Annotated in this window: 19 protein-coding genes and 1 pseudogene; all 20 read left to right on the top strand. The window is 34.3% G+C overall.

All coding sequences use genetic code 11. The features are described 5' to 3' along the window. Positions 1-241: BMC domain-containing protein (locus tag BUB36_RS10930; protein WP_073149896.1), on the top strand; the 241-nt coding region annotated here is incomplete at its 5' end. Between the two features lie 10 nt (positions 242-251). Continuing rightward, a complete protein-coding gene (locus BUB36_RS10925) occupies positions 252-674 on the top strand; it encodes a EutP/PduV family microcompartment system protein (RefSeq protein WP_073149894.1) in 423 nt (140 codons plus the stop codon). Positions 675-724: 50 nt separating this feature from the next. After that, positions 725-1,294, top strand: a complete 570-nt coding sequence (locus tag BUB36_RS10920; RefSeq protein ID WP_073149892.1) for an ANTAR domain-containing response regulator — start codon at positions 725-727, stop codon at positions 1,292-1,294. 38 nt (positions 1,295-1,332) lie between these two features. Then, positions 1,333-2,748, top strand: coding sequence for a sensor histidine kinase (locus BUB36_RS10915; protein WP_073149890.1), 1,416 nt, complete (start codon positions 1,333-1,335; stop codon positions 2,746-2,748). A gap of 96 nt (positions 2,749-2,844) precedes the next feature. Then, positions 2,845-4,287 carry an ethanolamine ammonia-lyase reactivating factor EutA gene (gene eutA / locus BUB36_RS10910; RefSeq protein ID WP_330390488.1) on the top strand — a complete coding sequence of 481 codons (1,443 nt, stop codon included), beginning with the start codon at positions 2,845-2,847 and terminating at the stop codon, positions 4,285-4,287. Between the two features lie 19 nt (positions 4,288-4,306). Then, positions 4,307-5,671 carry an ethanolamine ammonia-lyase subunit EutB gene (locus BUB36_RS10905; protein WP_073149888.1) on the top strand — a complete coding sequence of 455 codons (1,365 nt, stop codon included), beginning with the start codon at positions 4,307-4,309 and terminating at the stop codon, positions 5,669-5,671. 19 nt (positions 5,672-5,690) lie between these two features. Next, positions 5,691-6,575, top strand: coding sequence for an ethanolamine ammonia-lyase subunit EutC (gene eutC, locus BUB36_RS10900; protein WP_073149886.1), 885 nt, complete (start codon positions 5,691-5,693; stop codon positions 6,573-6,575). Between the two features lie 16 nt (positions 6,576-6,591). Next, positions 6,592-7,245 carry an ethanolamine utilization microcompartment protein EutL gene (eutL, locus tag BUB36_RS10895; protein WP_073149884.1) on the top strand — a complete coding sequence of 218 codons (654 nt, stop codon included), beginning with the start codon at positions 6,592-6,594 and terminating at the stop codon, positions 7,243-7,245. A gap of 17 nt (positions 7,246-7,262) precedes the next feature. Further along, positions 7,263-7,532: pseudogene (locus BUB36_RS20650) on the top strand (BMC domain-containing protein); the annotation flags it as partial. A 447-nt stretch (positions 7,533-7,979) separates the two neighbouring features. Beyond that, positions 7,980-9,431, top strand: a complete 1,452-nt coding sequence (locus BUB36_RS10885) for an acetaldehyde dehydrogenase (acetylating) (protein ID WP_084111961.1) — start codon at positions 7,980-7,982, stop codon at positions 9,429-9,431. A gap of 148 nt (positions 9,432-9,579) precedes the next feature. Next, positions 9,580-9,864: an ethanolamine utilization microcompartment protein EutM gene (eutM, locus tag BUB36_RS10880; RefSeq protein WP_073149880.1), complete on the top strand. Its 285-nt coding sequence runs from the start codon at positions 9,580-9,582 to the stop codon at positions 9,862-9,864. 151 nt (positions 9,865-10,015) lie between these two features. Beyond that, complete coding sequence (locus tag BUB36_RS10875) at positions 10,016-10,789, top strand: cobalamin adenosyltransferase (RefSeq protein ID WP_073149900.1); 774 nt, start codon at positions 10,016-10,018, stop codon at positions 10,787-10,789. A 13-nt stretch (positions 10,790-10,802) separates the two neighbouring features. Next, positions 10,803-11,429 (top strand): phosphate propanoyltransferase, encoded by a 627-nt coding sequence (gene pduL / locus BUB36_RS10870; protein ID WP_073149871.1) that lies wholly within the window; start codon positions 10,803-10,805, stop codon positions 11,427-11,429. Between the two features lie 25 nt (positions 11,430-11,454). Beyond that, positions 11,455-12,300: an ethanolamine utilization protein EutJ gene (eutJ, locus tag BUB36_RS10865; protein WP_073149869.1), complete on the top strand. Its 846-nt coding sequence runs from the start codon at positions 11,455-11,457 to the stop codon at positions 12,298-12,300. Next, the gene (locus BUB36_RS10860) at positions 12,290-13,012 is read left to right on the top strand and encodes a hypothetical protein (RefSeq protein WP_073149867.1); all 723 of its coding nucleotides are present in this window, start codon (positions 12,290-12,292) and stop codon (positions 13,010-13,012) included. The genes eutJ and BUB36_RS10860 overlap by 11 nt, the downstream gene beginning before the upstream one ends. Before the next feature lie 33 nt (positions 13,013-13,045). Beyond that, positions 13,046-13,324, top strand: a complete 279-nt coding sequence (locus tag BUB36_RS10855; protein ID WP_073149865.1) for a EutN/CcmL family microcompartment protein — start codon at positions 13,046-13,048, stop codon at positions 13,322-13,324. A gap of 17 nt (positions 13,325-13,341) precedes the next feature. Beyond that, complete coding sequence (locus BUB36_RS10850; RefSeq protein ID WP_073149862.1) at positions 13,342-14,688, top strand: 4Fe-4S dicluster domain-containing protein; 1,347 nt, start codon at positions 13,342-13,344, stop codon at positions 14,686-14,688. Then, the gene (locus BUB36_RS10845) at positions 14,685-15,233 is read left to right on the top strand and encodes a BMC domain-containing protein (protein ID WP_073149860.1); all 549 of its coding nucleotides are present in this window, start codon (positions 14,685-14,687) and stop codon (positions 15,231-15,233) included. Before BUB36_RS10850 ends, BUB36_RS10845 begins: the two co-directional genes overlap by 4 nt. Before the next feature lie 14 nt (positions 15,234-15,247). Further along, a complete protein-coding gene (locus tag BUB36_RS10840; protein WP_073149858.1) occupies positions 15,248-15,583 on the top strand; it encodes a hypothetical protein in 336 nt (111 codons plus the stop codon). Between the two features lie 21 nt (positions 15,584-15,604). Continuing rightward, positions 15,605-15,895 carry an ethanolamine utilization microcompartment protein EutM gene (eutM, locus tag BUB36_RS10835; RefSeq protein ID WP_073149856.1) on the top strand — a complete coding sequence of 97 codons (291 nt, stop codon included), beginning with the start codon at positions 15,605-15,607 and terminating at the stop codon, positions 15,893-15,895. Positions 15,896-15,930 lie beyond the last annotated feature (35 nt).

Genomic DNA, 15,930 nt, shown 5'->3' with positions numbered 1-15,930 from the left:
AATTTCTGATGAATACAATGAAGCTATAGGTATACTTACCATTACTCCAAGTGAGGCTGCGATAATTGCAGCAGATGTTGCTACTAAAGCAGCAGGAGTTGAGATAGGTTTTTTAGATAGATTTAGTGGCTCCCTTGTTATAGTAGGAGATGTGTCTAGTGTAGAATCAGCATTAAGAGAAGTTTTAAACTTACTCACAAATGTATTGGCTTTTGCTCCTGCTAACTTGACAAAGTCCTAGGGGTGATAAAATGAAAAAATTAATATTGGTAGGTAAAACAGGATGTGGTAAAACTACCCTTACTCAAGCTATAAATAAACATGAGATAAAATATAAAAAAACTCAAATGATAGAATATATTAATAATATTTTAGACACACCAGGAGAATATATAGAAAATAGAAGATTTTATAATGCATTAATAACGTCTTCCTTTGATTGTGATATTATAGGACTGGTTCAAGATTGTACTGATCCTAACTGTATTTTTCCACCTAAATTTGGATTGATATTTAATAAAGAGGTTATAGGATTTGTTACTAAGATAGACTGTCAGGAAGGTAATATCCAATATGCTAAGGAGTGTTTACGAAATGCTGGAGCAAATAGGATATTTAAAGTTAGTTCTGTTGATGGGGATGGAATAGAGGATATAAAAGCCTTTTTATCTTAAAGCTAATTATTTTTAGTTTGAAATATTCCTTAACCTAAGGAGGGAAAAAAATGAAAAAAAGAATAGTAATAGCCGATGATGAGCCTATTACTAGAATGGATTTTTCTGAGATGTTAAGGGAGGCTGGCTACGATGTTGTAGGGGAAGCCTCTGATGGGTTTGATGCTGTAGAACTGTGCCGAAAATTTAAACCTGATTTAGTTCTTATGGATGTTAAAATGCCTTTATTAGATGGTCTTAAAGCATCAAAAATTATAGTTGGAGAAAATTTACCATGTAGCATAGTACTTGTAACAGCCTATAGTGGAAAAGAATTTATAGATCAAGCAAAGGATGCAGGCGTTATGGGGTATATTGTAAAGCCTATTGAAGAAAAATCACTTATCGCAACTATTGAGGTAGCCATTGCGAAGGGCGATGAATTTAGAAAAATACAAGAAAAAATTATTAAGACAGAGGAAAAATTAAAGAGTAGAAAAATAATCGAAAAAGCTAAGGGAATTTTAATGAAAGAGAAGGGGCTAACTGAAGAAGAGGCATATAAGCAAATCAGAAAATTAAGTATGGATAAACGGTGTGCTATGAAGGACATAGCAAATGCAATTATAATAAATAATTAGTTTTTAATATTTAAAAACTTTATATAGGGGTAGTTACTATGATTTATAAACTATGTAAAACTCATACTTATTTGACTGATGAAGATATTAAAAGACTAGAAGATATAGCTCGAGATTTACCTTTGATTGCAGACTTATTACAGGCTGATATATTTATTGATTGTATGACGAAGGATTCAAATGTAGCAATAGTAGTAGCAGAGGCAAAACCATCCAATTCTCCTTCTATGTATCAGTATTCAGTTGTTGGTCAGTTTGCCCTAAGAAAAAATGAACCAGCAGCTTTGAGGACTTTGGAAATCGGAATGCCTACTAGGGATTTAAGGGCTATCACTCAGGAAAATAAATCGGTAAAACAGAATGTTGTACCAATTAAAAATGATTCTGGTGATGTTATAGGGGTATTAATAGCAGAGATTGATATAACGAAAAGTTTGAATGAGAAAAAAAATATGGAACTTTTAAGTGAAACTACTCAAAAACTAACAGAAACACTTTTGACATTTACTGATAATCAAAATCCCATACATTATCATATAACTGATGGGATAGTTATATTTAATAGTCAAGGGATATCAACATATGTAAATCCAGTTGCAGAACAGTTATATAGAAAATTAGGATATATAGATGATTTAATAGGAATAAGTTTTAATAATTTAGTTTTAGATGGGAAAAGATTTGATGAATTAAAAACCCAGGGTTTTATGAGCAGTTCAGAGGCGAATATAGGTGAATTAACCTTAAGAGTAAAATATGCTGTAATGAAGCAGAGAAATATAGATGTAGTAGGGATAATGATGGTGATAAGAGATATTTCAGAGGTAAAAGCAAAGGAAAAGGAATTAATTTTAAAATCTGTAGCGATGAGAGAAATACATCATAGAGTAAAAAATAACCTTCAAACTATAGCAAGCTTATTGAGGTTACAAGCTAGGCGCATAGATGATAAAACTGCAAAGATTGCCTTTGATGAGAGTATAAGTAGGATTTTAAGCATTGCTGTAACCCATGAAGTATTGGCTCAAAAAGGTGTAGATGATGTAGATATCAAAACAATTCTTTCTAGGATTAAAAATAGCGTTATAGATTATAGTATACAAAATAATAAAGGTGTAAGAATAGAAATAAGTGGAGACAATCTCAATATTGATTCAGATAGAGCATCTTCTATAGCCCTTGTGGTTAATGAACTTATACAGAATTCTCTACAATATGCCTTTGTTGGAAGAAAAGAAGGGTTAATAGAGGTAAATATTCAAAAAGGAAGCATGTACTCTAATATTTCCATAATCGATAATGGTGTAGGATTTGATATGAAATCTGCTAGACCAGGAAGCTTAGGCTTTAATATCGTGAAGAGCATAGTGAAGGATAGATTACAGGGGCAAATAAATATTCAGTCAAATTCTAAGGGGACCAAGGTAATGTTTGATTTTAAAAATAAAAAATAGTTATAAACACAATGACGTGGTTTTAGATGGCAAAGGAGCCAAGGGTATATTTGATATTAATATGCCTTTGGCTCTTTTTCTTTCTAAATATAGGAGGTGAGTAGGATTAAGGAATATATTTTGAGTGTGGGTATAGACATTGGGACTTCAACAACTCAATTAGTATTTAGTAGAATAACAATCGATAATACAGCTTCAATGGCTTCGGTACCTAGAATAAAGATTATAGATAAAGAGGTTATTTATAGAAGCGATATATACTTTACTCCTCTTAGATCTCTAAAGGAAATAAATAGTCTAGAGGTCAGAAAAATAATAGAAAAAGAATATAAAAAGGCAAATATTAAGCCTGAGGATGTTGATACAGGAGCAGTTATCATAACTGGAGAAACTGCAAGAAAGGATAATGCTAGGGAAGTTTTAAACACTCTAAGTGGATTAGCAGGAGATTTTGTTGTGGCAACTGCAGGACCAGATTTAGAAGGGATTATTGCTGGAAAGGGATCAGGTGCGGCTCAGATATCAAAGGAGAAGGGTGCTATCGTTGTAAATCTAGATGTAGGCGGTGGTACAACCAATATAGCAGTTTTTAAGAATGGAGAAGCAATAGATACTGCTTGTCTTGATATTGGAGGTAGATTGATTAAATTAAATAAAGATACCTTAGAGGTAACATATGTGTCTTCTAAGTTAAAGCAATTGGCAGAAAGTATAGAGTTAAATGTTTTTGAAGGAAAAAGGTTGACCTTACAGGAGTTAAATAAGTTAACAATGAGGATGGCAGAGATTCTTGAAGAGGTTTTAGGATTCAGAGAGAAATCATCTGAGCTTAGCTTAATGCTTACAGATTATGACCTAAAAAGGGATTATGATATAGATTATGTATCCTTTTCTGGAGGGGTAGCTGATTGTATATATTGTGAATGTGAGATGGATTTATTTCAATATGGAGATATTGGGATTTTATTAGGAGAAGCAATAAAGAAATCAAATTTAGAAAGAAAAAAATATATGGTAAAGCCTGCTGAAACCATCAGAGCAACAGTAGTTGGTGCAGGCTCCCATACAACAGATATTAGTGGGAGTACTATAACCATTGATGAAGAGGTTTTACCATTAAAAAATATACCAATACTTAAGCTCACAAATGAAGATGAAAAACTGTCATTTAAGAAGCTGTCAAGTATAATTTCAGATAAATTAAAGTGGTTTAGACTGGAAAAGGATAAGCAGCAAGTAGCATTAGCTATTAAGGGGGTGAAAAATGCCAGTTTTAAAGAAATACAGGAATTATCAAGAGCCATAATAGATGGGATGAAGGAAATTCTTGAGACTAATCTACCGTTGATTATTATTGTTGAAAATGATATAGCAAAGGCCCTAGGGCAAGCCTTGAAGGCTCAGCTAGGATATAAAAAGGAAGTAATATGTATAGATTCAGTAATGGTAGAGAATGGAGACTATATAGATATTGGGAATTCAATTGCCAATGGAAAGGTAGTTCCTGTAATAGTAAAAACCTTATTATTTAGCTATTAATGTAGAAAGGGGAGAGAAAATGAGACTTAAAACAAAGCTATTTGGAACCGTTTATAAGTTCAGGGATGTGAAAGATGTTTTAGCAAAGGCAAATGAAGAAAAATCTGGTGACAAATTAGCGGGTATCGCAGCAGAATCTGTAACTGAAATGATTGCTGCCAAAGAGGTACTTAGCAATCTTACCTTAGGAGATTTAAGAAATAATCCTGTAATACCCTATGAGGAAGATGAGGTAACAAGAATAATTCAAGATAGTGTAAATGAAAAAATATATAACGAAATAAAGAATTGGACTGTCTCTGAACTTAGAGAATGGATACTAAGTGATGAAACTACAGGAGCAGATATTAGAAGAATAAGCAGAGGCTTAACAAGTGAGATAGTAGCAGCTGTTGCAAAGATAATGTCAAATTTAGATTTAATCTATGGAGCCAGTAAAATACGTGTAACGGCCCATTGTAACACTACTATTGGATTACCTGGGACTTTGGCAATTAGACTTCAGCCAAATCATACCACAGATGATCTAGACGGTATCATGGTTTCTTTGATGGAGGGCCTAAGCTATGGTGTTGGTGATGCTGTTATAGGGCTTAATCCCGTAAATGATACCGTTGACAGTGTATCTAATGTTCTTAAAATGTTTGAAGAATTTAAAAGAAAATGGGAAATACCTACACAAAACTGTGTTTTAGCCCATGTTACTACTCAAATGGAAGCTATAAAACAGGGTGCTCCATCGGATATTATATTCCAAAGTATTGCGGGAACTGAAAAGGCTAATAAAGCCTTTGGAATTACTGGAGATCTACTAGAAGAAGCTAGACAATTGGTTCTTAAAGAAGGTACATCTACAGGTCCAAATGTTATGTATTTTGAAACAGGTCAGGGTTCAGAATTATCATCGGATGCCCACCATGGAGTAGATCAAGTGACTCTTGAAGCTAGATGCTATGGCTTTGCTAAGAAATTTGCTCCATTCTTAGTTAATACAGTTGTTGGATTTATAGGACCAGAATATCTATATGATAGCAAACAGGTTATTAGAGCAGGTTTGGAGGATCATTTTATGGGTAAACTCACAGGTATTCCAATGGGAGTCGATGCTTGTTACACAAACCATATGAAGGCAGACCAAAATGATATCGAAAACCTAGCTGTATTACTAACTAATGCTGGCTGTAACTACTTCATGGGGATTCCTGCTGGGGATGATATAATGCTTAACTATCAATGCACTGGATATCATGAAGCTCCAACATTAAGAGTATTAACTAATAAAAGACCAATTAAGGAATTTGAAGATTGGCTTGAAAAGATGGGAATCTATGAAAATGGTAGATTAAGTAAAAAAGCTGGCGATGCATCTATATTCATGAAATAGAATACTAAGGGGGGAAAATATGATTTCAGAAAAAGATATTAAAAATATTATAGAACAAGTATTAAATGAAATGGCATCAAAGGATAGTATAGAGACAAATAATTTTAGTGTTTCTCAAGATAAAGAAGTTGAATGTATAAGTGAGGATATTCCAGATATTACTGATATAGATATCAAAAAGCAATTATTAGTTCCAAACTCAGAAAATAAAGAAAGATATTTGGCATTAAAGGAAACTACTCCTGCTAGAGTTGGGATATGGAGAGCTGGACCAAGATATAAGACTGAAACCTTACTAAGATTCAGAGCAGACCACGCAGTAGCTCAAGATGCAGTCTTCACCTATGTTTCAGAAGAATTTTTAAAGGAAATGAATCTTTTTTCAGTATCAACAATGTGTAAAGATAAGGATGAGTATTTGACAAGACCTGACCTTGGAAGAAAATTTGATGAAGAAACTAAGAAGCTAATACAAGAAAAATGCCAGAAAAAACCTAAGGTGCAAATATATATATCCGATGGATTGAGTTCTACTGCCATAGAAGCAAATGCAAAGGATACCTATTCATCAATTATTCAAGGTCTAAAGGGATATGGAATAGATGTTGGAACTCCCTTCTTTGTGAAGCATGGTAGAGTTCCAGCTATGGACGCTATTTCTGAAATGCTTGAATCCGAGGTAACGGTGGTTCTTATCGGAGAAAGACCAGGACTTGCAACGGGAGAAAGCATGAGCTGCTATATGGCATATAATGCTAAGGTTGGAATGCCTGAGTCAAATAGAACAGTGGTTTCTAATATACACCAAGGTGGAACACCAGCTGTTGAAGCAGGTGCCCATATTGCTGATGTTATTAAGAAGATACTTGAACAAAAGGCAAGTGGATTAGACCTTAAATTATAGGATGGAGGGATTTTAGATGAAAAATGACCCACTACGTACAACTGTTTTAAGTGTGAAACTCATACCAAATATAGATAGTGATATGGCAAAAAAATTAGAGCTTAAAGAAGGACATAGAAGTATAGGAATGATAACAACTGATTGTGATGATGTAGGTTATACAGCCCTTGATGAAGCTACAAAAAAGGCAGATGTTAAGGTTGCCTATGCAAAATCATTTTATGGTGGAGCTGCCAATGCAAACACTAAGCTTGCAGGTGAATTTATAGGTATATTATCAGGACCAAATCCAGCAGAGGTAAGAAGTGGAATAAATGCAGCTATAGATTTTATTGAAAATGATGCCTGCTTCTATAGTGCAAATGATGAAGACTCCATAGCATACTATGCCCATTGTGTGTCAAGAACAGGCTCTTTTCTATCTGAACTAGCTGGAATACCTGAGGGGGAAGCAATAGCGTATCTTATTGCACCGCCAATAGAAGCTATGTATGCTTTAGATGCTGCTTTAAAGGCTGCCGATGTAAGAATGGCTGAATTCTTTGGTCCACCTTCAGAAACAAACTTTGGTGGAGGATTATTAACAGGAAGTCAGTCAGCATGTAAGGCTGCCTGTGATGCCTTTGCAGAAGCTGTCAAATTCGTTGCAGACAATCCAACTGCATACTAATATGTAGTGGTGAAATGATGATTAGAAAAGCCTTAGGCTTATTAGAAACCTATGGATATATTGGAGCAATTGAAGCTGCAGATGCGTGTCTAAAGGCAGCCAATGTAGAACTGATTGGCTTGGAGTTTGTAAGAGGAGGGCTTGTAACTATTAAAATCTGTGGAGATGTTAGTGCCGTAAAGGCATCCATAGATGCAGGAGCAACAGCAGCTGCTAGAGTGGGCAAGGTTATATCTATAGATGTTATTGCACGAATGGGAGAAGGGCTAGAAAAAATTGTAACTAGGCCAAAAGAATGTGGAGATGTAAAGGAAAGGGATCAATATAGAACCATATCTAATGATGAGGACAGCAAGGAGCATGAAAGCTGTGCAATAAATAGAATTTCACAATGTGACGTTTTAGAGATAGAAGAACTTGAAACATTAGAAGAAAACTTGACTTTATACTTTGATAGTGATGTTGAAGAAATCAATAAAGAGCAAGATATAAGGGTAATAAAAGAAGCTAAGAAGGATATGGATATTGTTGATAAAAAATACATCATTGACTATAAAGGGAAAGCTATAAATATAAGGGATGAAAAAGCATTAATTAACATGAAAGTAGTAGATCTTAGAAGAATAGCTAGGAGAGTAAATGGAATTTCCATAGAAAAAAGTCAGATAAAATTTGCTAAAAAGAAAGAATTGATAGAAGCGTTAACCAACTGCTTTAAGAGGGAGGCGGAATAGTTGGATATACAGGATAAAGACTTACAATCTATACAAGAAGTAAGGATTTTAGTAAAAAAAGCAAAAAAAGCACAAAAAGAATTTGCCAATTTTAGTACTCAATTAATCGATGAAATTGTAAAACAATTATCCATAGCGGCTATGGCAGAAGCCGAGAATCTAGGGAAGCTAGCGGTTGAGGAAACGGGTTTTGGAATATGGCAGGATAAGATGACAAAAAACATTGTAGCCAGTCAAAAGCTTTATGAACATATTAAGGATATGAAAACCATTGGAATAATTAGTGAAGACAAGGATAGAAAAATAGTGGAAATAGGAACTCCAGTTGGAGTTATAGCAGCATTAATACCATCAACAAATCCAACATCCACAGTTATATACAAGACTCTTATTGCACTAAAATCTGGAAATGCTATTATATTTAGTCCCCACCCAAGTGCTTTAAAATGTATTTTAAAGACAGTTAAGGTATTAAAAGAAGCGGCAGTTAGAATGGGAGCACCAGAGGGGCTCATAAGCTGTATATCAATCCCAACCATGGAGGGAACAAATGAATTAATGAAGCATGAGGATGTATCTATGATATTAGCAACTGGTGGAACAGCAATGGTTAAAGCTGCGTATAGTTCTGGAACTCCTGCTCTAGGGGTTGGACCAGGAAATGTACCAGCCTATATTGAAAGAAGTGCAGATGTCAAGAAGGCTGTTAGTAAGATTTTAGCAAGTAAGACTTTTGATAATGGGACAGTTTGTGCATCTGAACAAGCTATCGTTACGGAGAAATGTATAAGTGATTATGTTAAAAATGAGCTAAGAAAACAAGGAGGATATTTTTTAACGGGTGAGGAGATAGATAAGGTAGTCAGAATAATGGAAACACCCAATGGCGGTATGAATCCTAGAATTGTTGGTAAATCAGCTAAGGATATTGCAGCCATGGCAGGTATAACTATACCAGAGGGCACTAAGGTATTAATCTGTGAAGAAAAGGGCGTAGGTAAGGAGTATCCATTTTCCAAGGAAAAGCTAACACAATTATTGGCATTTTATACAGTTGAAGATTGGACTGAGGGTTGTGAGCTGTGTTATAAGCTGTTAGAAAATGGAGGTATGGGTCACACATTGGCTATACATTCAAACAATGAAGAGGTTATAAGGCAGTTTGCCCTTAAGAAACCAGTATCAAGACTTTTGGTGAATACTCCTTCTACCCAAGGCGCTATAGGACTTAGTACAGGACTTACACCAGCCCTAACCCTTGGCTGTGGAGCTGTTGGAGGAAGTGCTACATCCGATAATGTTGGACCAGAACACCTGATCAACATTAGAAGAATGGCCTATGAGGTTGATGATTTAGGAATAACACCAAAGGAAAATAAAATAATAGATAAATTAGATATTGATGCAATATGCAAAATGGTTATAGAAGAATTAAAAAATGTTAAGAAATAAAAAAGTTTAAATATAGATAAACAACATTAATAGTTAAAATAAATTTTAAAGAAAATAATGAACGCTTCTACATTTTTTCTTTGAAATTTATTAAACCTTGAAGTTGCTTATCTCTACAAAAAATTTAAAAAATAGGGAGGAAATATAAATGGCAAATATGAATGCACTTGGAATGATTGAGACAAAAGGATTAGTAGGATCTATTGAGGCAGCAGATGCTATGGTAAAAGCTGCAAATGTAACACTTATAGGAAAGGTTCATGTAGGTGGAGGACTAGTTACAGTAATGGTTAGAGGAGATGTAGGAGCTGTTAAAGCTGCCACTGATGCTGGTGCAGCAGCTGCCGACAGAGTTGGTGAATTAGTTTCTGTTCATGTAATTCCAAGACCACATAGTGAAGTTGAATTAGTGCTTCCCAAAATAGAAGGATAAATATGGGTTAAAGTTTAGTTTGAAGTTCTAAGATTGGAGTCATTCTTTGAAATCTTTATCTCATAAGGGGTAAAGTAAATCTTTCGTAATAAAGTGAATGACTCCAAGGCTTGCAGCTTGGAACTTGCAACTTAAAAAAGGAAGTGAGCTAATGAAGGTTTTAACGGAAGAAGCCCTTCGCTTAAAATTTAAAAATAAGCTACCTAAAAGATATGTTGTAAACTCCAATGTGTTAGTTACTCCATCAGCTAGGCAGTTTCTAAGGGATAAAAATATTGAGATGGTAGTTGAAGATATGGTTAAAGAAAATACACAGGATGACAATAAAAATAGAAATAAATATGAAGAATTAGAAATTCCCGCTGAAAGAATTGTACCTAAATATATTTCATATTACTCTGGAGGCGCCTTAGAAAGTAAGCCAGAACATATGACCCAAATTTATGGGAATAAATTGGTTTTTAAAGATGATCCCAGAATTATTTTTAGAGGAAAGCTTGATAGTCTTCAATCAAAAATAATAGAGCTTCAAGTATTCATAGCTTCTAAAAATATAATAAAGTTAGTTGAGGATCTCGATGAGGTTCTAAACTATACTAGAGAAATTTTAAAGGCTGAGGTTTTAGAGGAAGAGTTTAACATAAAAAGTCTAATTGGATTAAGGGAAGAGCAGCTAAGGGAAATGTCTCATCATCCTAAAAAGTACTTTAGAGTAGACCATATATTACCTAATTATAAGATGGGAGAAGTACTAGTAGGGCTTAATTCATTAAGAAGTACTGTAAGGGAAGTGGAGCTTACAGCAATTAAAGCCTTTAGAAAGGATTTTGAGCTTACTAGAATTGATATAATAAGGGCTTTAAATAGATTAAGCAGTTGTATATATATAATGATGTGTAAGCATAAAGCAGGATTGTATAAGTAAAGGATGTGATAATTTGCAGGAGGCTTTAATAAAGGAAATCGTAAAAAAGGTAGTAGATACACTTGAAGGCGGTAAGACCATACCAATAGAAGTATCGGCTAGGCATGTACACCTAAGTGAAAATCATATCAAAGAGCTTTTTGGTAAGGATTACAAAATGTCAAAAAAGAAGGATTTATCACAGCCAGGACAATTTCAATATAATGAGAGAGTAACATTAATAGGTCCTAAGGGGGTATTAAAGGGGGTTGCAATATTAGGTCCTGCTAGAGACAAAACTCAAGTAGAGATTTCTAAAACAGATGCAATAGCTCTAGGAATAAATCCACCAGTAAGAGAATCAGGAGATTTAGATGGAAGTGAAAAAATATATATAGCAACTGAAAAGACTGTAATAGAAGCTAATGAATCAGTAATCATTGCAAAAAGACACATTCACATGACTCAAGAAGATGCTAAAAGACTGGGTGTTAAGGATAAACAATTGGTAAGGGTGAGAATCAATAGTGATAGACCAGTAGTTTTAGAAGATGTAGTAGTGAGAGTTAATAGCAGATATAGGTTAAGTATGCACATAGATTTTGATGAAGCTAATGGAGCAGGATATGAAGATGGTACTTTAGGGGAAATGATTATTTAAGAATAAAAAAAGGAGATTTTGCAATATGGATTTTACAAGGGCAAATGATCTTATAGAAAAAGTAGAAAAAAGTTTAAAGGAAATTGCAGAATTTAATAGGACTGAAGAATTACTTGTTGGAGTAGACTTAGGGACAGCATATATAGTTCTAGTGGTTTTAGACAAGAATATGAACCCAATTGCTAGTGAGATGCAGTTTGCACAGGTTATAAGGGATGGATTAGTAGTTGATTATATAGGTGCTTCAAGAATAGTTAGAGAGCTTAAAGAAAAACTTGAGAAAAGACTAGGAAAAGAGTTATTGAAGGCAGCCATAGCTGTACCGCCGGGAACTAGTGAAAGGGACAGCAAAACCCATAAGTATGTAGTAGAAGGAGCAGGCATGGAGGTCACAGCAATTCTTGATGAGCCTACTGCGGCTAATGCAGTCCTTGGCATAGAAAATGGAGTAATTGTTGATATTGGTGGAGGAACTACTGGTTTGTCAATACTAAAAAAAGGTGAGGTAATATATACCGCTGATGAAGCTACTGGAGGAACCCATTTGTCCTTGGTTATTTCGGGAAATTATAAAATTACATTTGAAGAAGCTGAGAAAATCAAAAAAGATAAAAAGAGACAAAGGGAAATATTTACAGTAGTAAGACCTGTAGTTCAAAAAATGGCTACAATAGTAAAGAACCACATTGAAGGATATGATGTGGAGGACATTTATTTAGTAGGAGGTACATGTTGTTTAGAGAAAATAGAAGAGGTTTTTGAAAAAGAAATCGGCATAAGGACAACGAAGCCAAAGAATCCTTTTTTAGTTACCCCCCTTGGAATAGCCATGAATTGCAGGATAGAGGGAAGTGATATAAATGAATACTGATAACTTGATAAAAATTATCACCGAAGAGGTTTTAAAAAGAATAACAATGTTAAACTCCCAAAGCATCCAAGAGAAATCTAAGAGTATTTTAATTATAGATTTAATATCAGAGAAAGATAAAAATAGCTATAGTCAAATCATATCAAATTGGAAGAATGTAAGTTTTTTAGATGACTACTGCCATAAAGATGGAGTAGATTCATTCGATTATATTATATTACCAAGGCTATCAAATAAAGATTTAGTAAATATCGCAATAGGAAACCCCAATAGTGAAATATCTGAAATTATAATAGATGGAATTTTCAAAGGAAAGAAAATAATAGTTTTAGAGTCTGGAATATCCTATAGGAAATATAAAAGCACTGCAAATAAAAATTTTTTTAATATGTTTAAAGGATATGAAGAAAAAATGATTAGCTTTGGGATTGAAGTTGTTAAGGAAGAAAACCTTCTAGACTGTTTGAATAATAAAGCGTATAAGGATAGTAAGGAGATGTTAAATAGTAAATCTAAGGAAGAAGTAAATAAAGACTTAAATAAAGAGGAAGCTGTAAAAAAGGTTGTAATAAACAAAAGAGTTATATCTGAAAAAGATATCGAAAATCTATGGAATAAAGGATACAGCACTATAAATATTAATAAAAAATCAATTATTACACCCCTTGCAAAGGATTTTATAAGAACCAATGAAATTAATATTCAGTTATAGGAGTATTCACAGGGAGGGAAGAGGAAGATAGATATGATTATTGGTAAGGTAGTTGGAAATGTTTGGGCCACACGAAAGGAAGAAAGCCTAAATGGATTGAAGCTGCTTGTAATTAAGCCCGTAGATTATGGTAATGAAAAGGAATTGCAAACCTTTGTAGCAACGGATAAGGTAGGCGCAGGAATTGGTGAAACCGTATTAGTTGTAACTGGAAGCTCTGCTAGAAAGGCAGTTGATAAAGCCGATGTTCCAATAGATGCTACAATCGTAGGAATCATTGACGAAGTGGAAGTAAATAAGGATGTATTTTAAAGGCTAGGAGTGAGGAAATGGATTTATTAGAAAAAATATTTGATGCGGGAATTGTTGGAGCAGGCGGAGCGGGATTTCCTACCCATATAAAGCTAAATTGTAGTGTAGAATACTTAATTGTTAACGGAGCAGAGTGTGAGCCATTATTAGAAACAGATAAATATTTAATGAGAACTGAGGGTCATAAAATTATTAAGGCTATGGAAGAGGTTGCAAAAAAGATACAGGCTAAGAAATTAATAATAGGACTAAAGGCAAAATATAAAGAAGAAATTAAAGCACTTAAAAGAACTATTGAAGAATTAAACTCAAAGGTGGAACTATTTTTATTAGATAATTTTTATCCCGCTGGAGATGAGCAGATATTAGTTTATGAGATAACCAAAAGGTCTATACCGCCTAGTGGAATTCCTTTAGATGTTGGAGTTGTTGTTTCCAATGTAGGGACTTTAGTAAATATTTATGAAGCTATAAATGAAAAGCCTGTAATAGATAAGTATGTTACTGTAATCGGAGAGATAAAAAAACCTTGTATCTTAAAAGTACCAATAGGAACAAGTGTAGATCAGTGTATAAAGGCTGTTGGAGATACACTTATAGATGATTATGCTGTAATCCTAGGTGGTCCTATGATGGGGAATATTATTTATAAAGAAGAAACCCAAAAAGAATTTATAACCAAGACAATTGGTGCTCTCATTATAATCCCTAGGGAGCATTATATAGTAGAAAGAAAGGAATTGCCAATAAAACATATAATTAATCGTGCAAAAACCTCGTGTATTCAATGCTCTATGTGTACTGACATGTGTCCAAGAAATCTAATAGGTCATAAACTTAGACCCCATAGAATAATGAGAAGTATTGGAATGAGTGAAGGCAATGAAAATATACTCATGGAGGCATTGATATGCTGTGAATGTGGTGTATGTGAATTATATGCATGCCCCATGGGGTTATCTCCTAGAAGAATGAATATCTATTTAAAGGATGAGCTTAGGAAAAAGGGAGTTAGATATAAAAAAGAGCAAGGAATAACTAGTGCTAAAGAAATAAGAGAATATAGAAAAATTCCAGTTAACAGATTAATTTCAAGACTTGGTTTAAGTAAATATAAAGGTATTAGTATTGATGGTCCGTTTGAGGTTAAATCCCATCGTGTTCATATTCCCCTAAAACAATGTATAGGTAAGCCGTCAAACCCAGTAGTATCAGTGGGTGACATGGTTTCAAGAGGACAAATAATTGGAAAGGTTCACAGGGGCCAAATAGGAGCTAACGTACATTCAAGTATAGATGGTAAGGTATGTGAGGTATCAGATTATGTGGTCATTCAAAGTGATGATAATGAGGTGATTTCATGATAAGAACAATAGGATTATTAGAATTAAACAGCATAGCAAGAGGAATTGAAACCGCTGATTCTATGCTAAAGGCGGCGGAGGTAAATCTACTAAGGGCCAATTCAATATGTCCAGGAAAATATATTGTTCTTATCTCAGGAGATATAGGAGCAGTAAAGGCTTCAATTGAAGTAGGACTAGAGATTGGTAAGGAGCATGTGGTAGATAGTCTTGTTCTTCCAAGTATTCACCCTCAATTGATAAAGGCAATTAATGGAGCTACAGAATTAGATGAGTTAAGAGCATTGGGAGTATTAGAATTTTTTAGTATAGCAACATCAATTGTGGCTGCCGATACTGCTGCCAAAGCTGCATCAATAGATTTAATAGAGCTACGACTTGGCTTTGCTATAGGAGGTAAGGCATTTATAACCTTGACAGGTGATGTAAGTGCAGTAACAGAAGCAATTGAAGCAGGTGCTAGGGTTGGGGAAGAAACTGGTATGTTGGTAAATAAAGTAGTAATTCCTTCTCCAAGAAAAGAGTTGTTAGATGAGTTAATGTAGATAGGAGGGGAAATGTGAAAAAGCTTATAACTAAAAAAAATATTGATGAGTATTTAGTAGAAGGTGAAAATAAATTTTATGCCGATAGTTCAATGATCATAAGCCCAGGAGCTAAAGATATTCTTAGAAATAAAGGAATTGTTATCATATATGGTGATAGAAAAGAAAGCTGTGGTAAGGATATATATGAGTGCAAAGAAGTAAGTTGTTTAGATGCAGAAAAAAAGAATGATAGATACCTAAATATAGCTAGCACTATTGCTAGATTGCTTACACAAGAGTTTAGGATTACTGATGCTGAAATGGTTGAAGAAATAACATCGAAGGTACTAAATAAAATTGAGGAATAATTAGATTAGGAGGAATTAAATATGTCAGTTATGAAAGCATTAGGAATGATAGAAACAAAGGGTTTGGTAGGAGCAATTGAAGCCGCCGATGCTATGGTAAAGGCAGCAAATGTCACATTAGTTGGAAGAGAACAGATTGGTGGGGGCTTTGTAACAGTAATGGTAAGGGGAGATGTAGGAGCAGTAAAGGCAGCAACCGATGCTGGAGCTGCAGTCGCAGATAGAGTAGGAGAATTGGTATCAGTACATGTTATTCCAAGACCCCATATGGAGGTTGAAGGAGTTTTGCCAGAGTCTAAAAAAAATGAATAGAAGGATATAGGTGTTATTTAAAACAAAAAAAATAG

This window comes from Paramaledivibacter caminithermalis DSM 15212 (assembly GCF_900142245.1).
Taxonomy (GTDB): Bacteria; Bacillota; Clostridia; order Peptostreptococcales; family Caminicellaceae; genus Paramaledivibacter; species Paramaledivibacter caminithermalis.
This window is presented reverse-complemented; position numbering and strand designations above follow the sequence as displayed.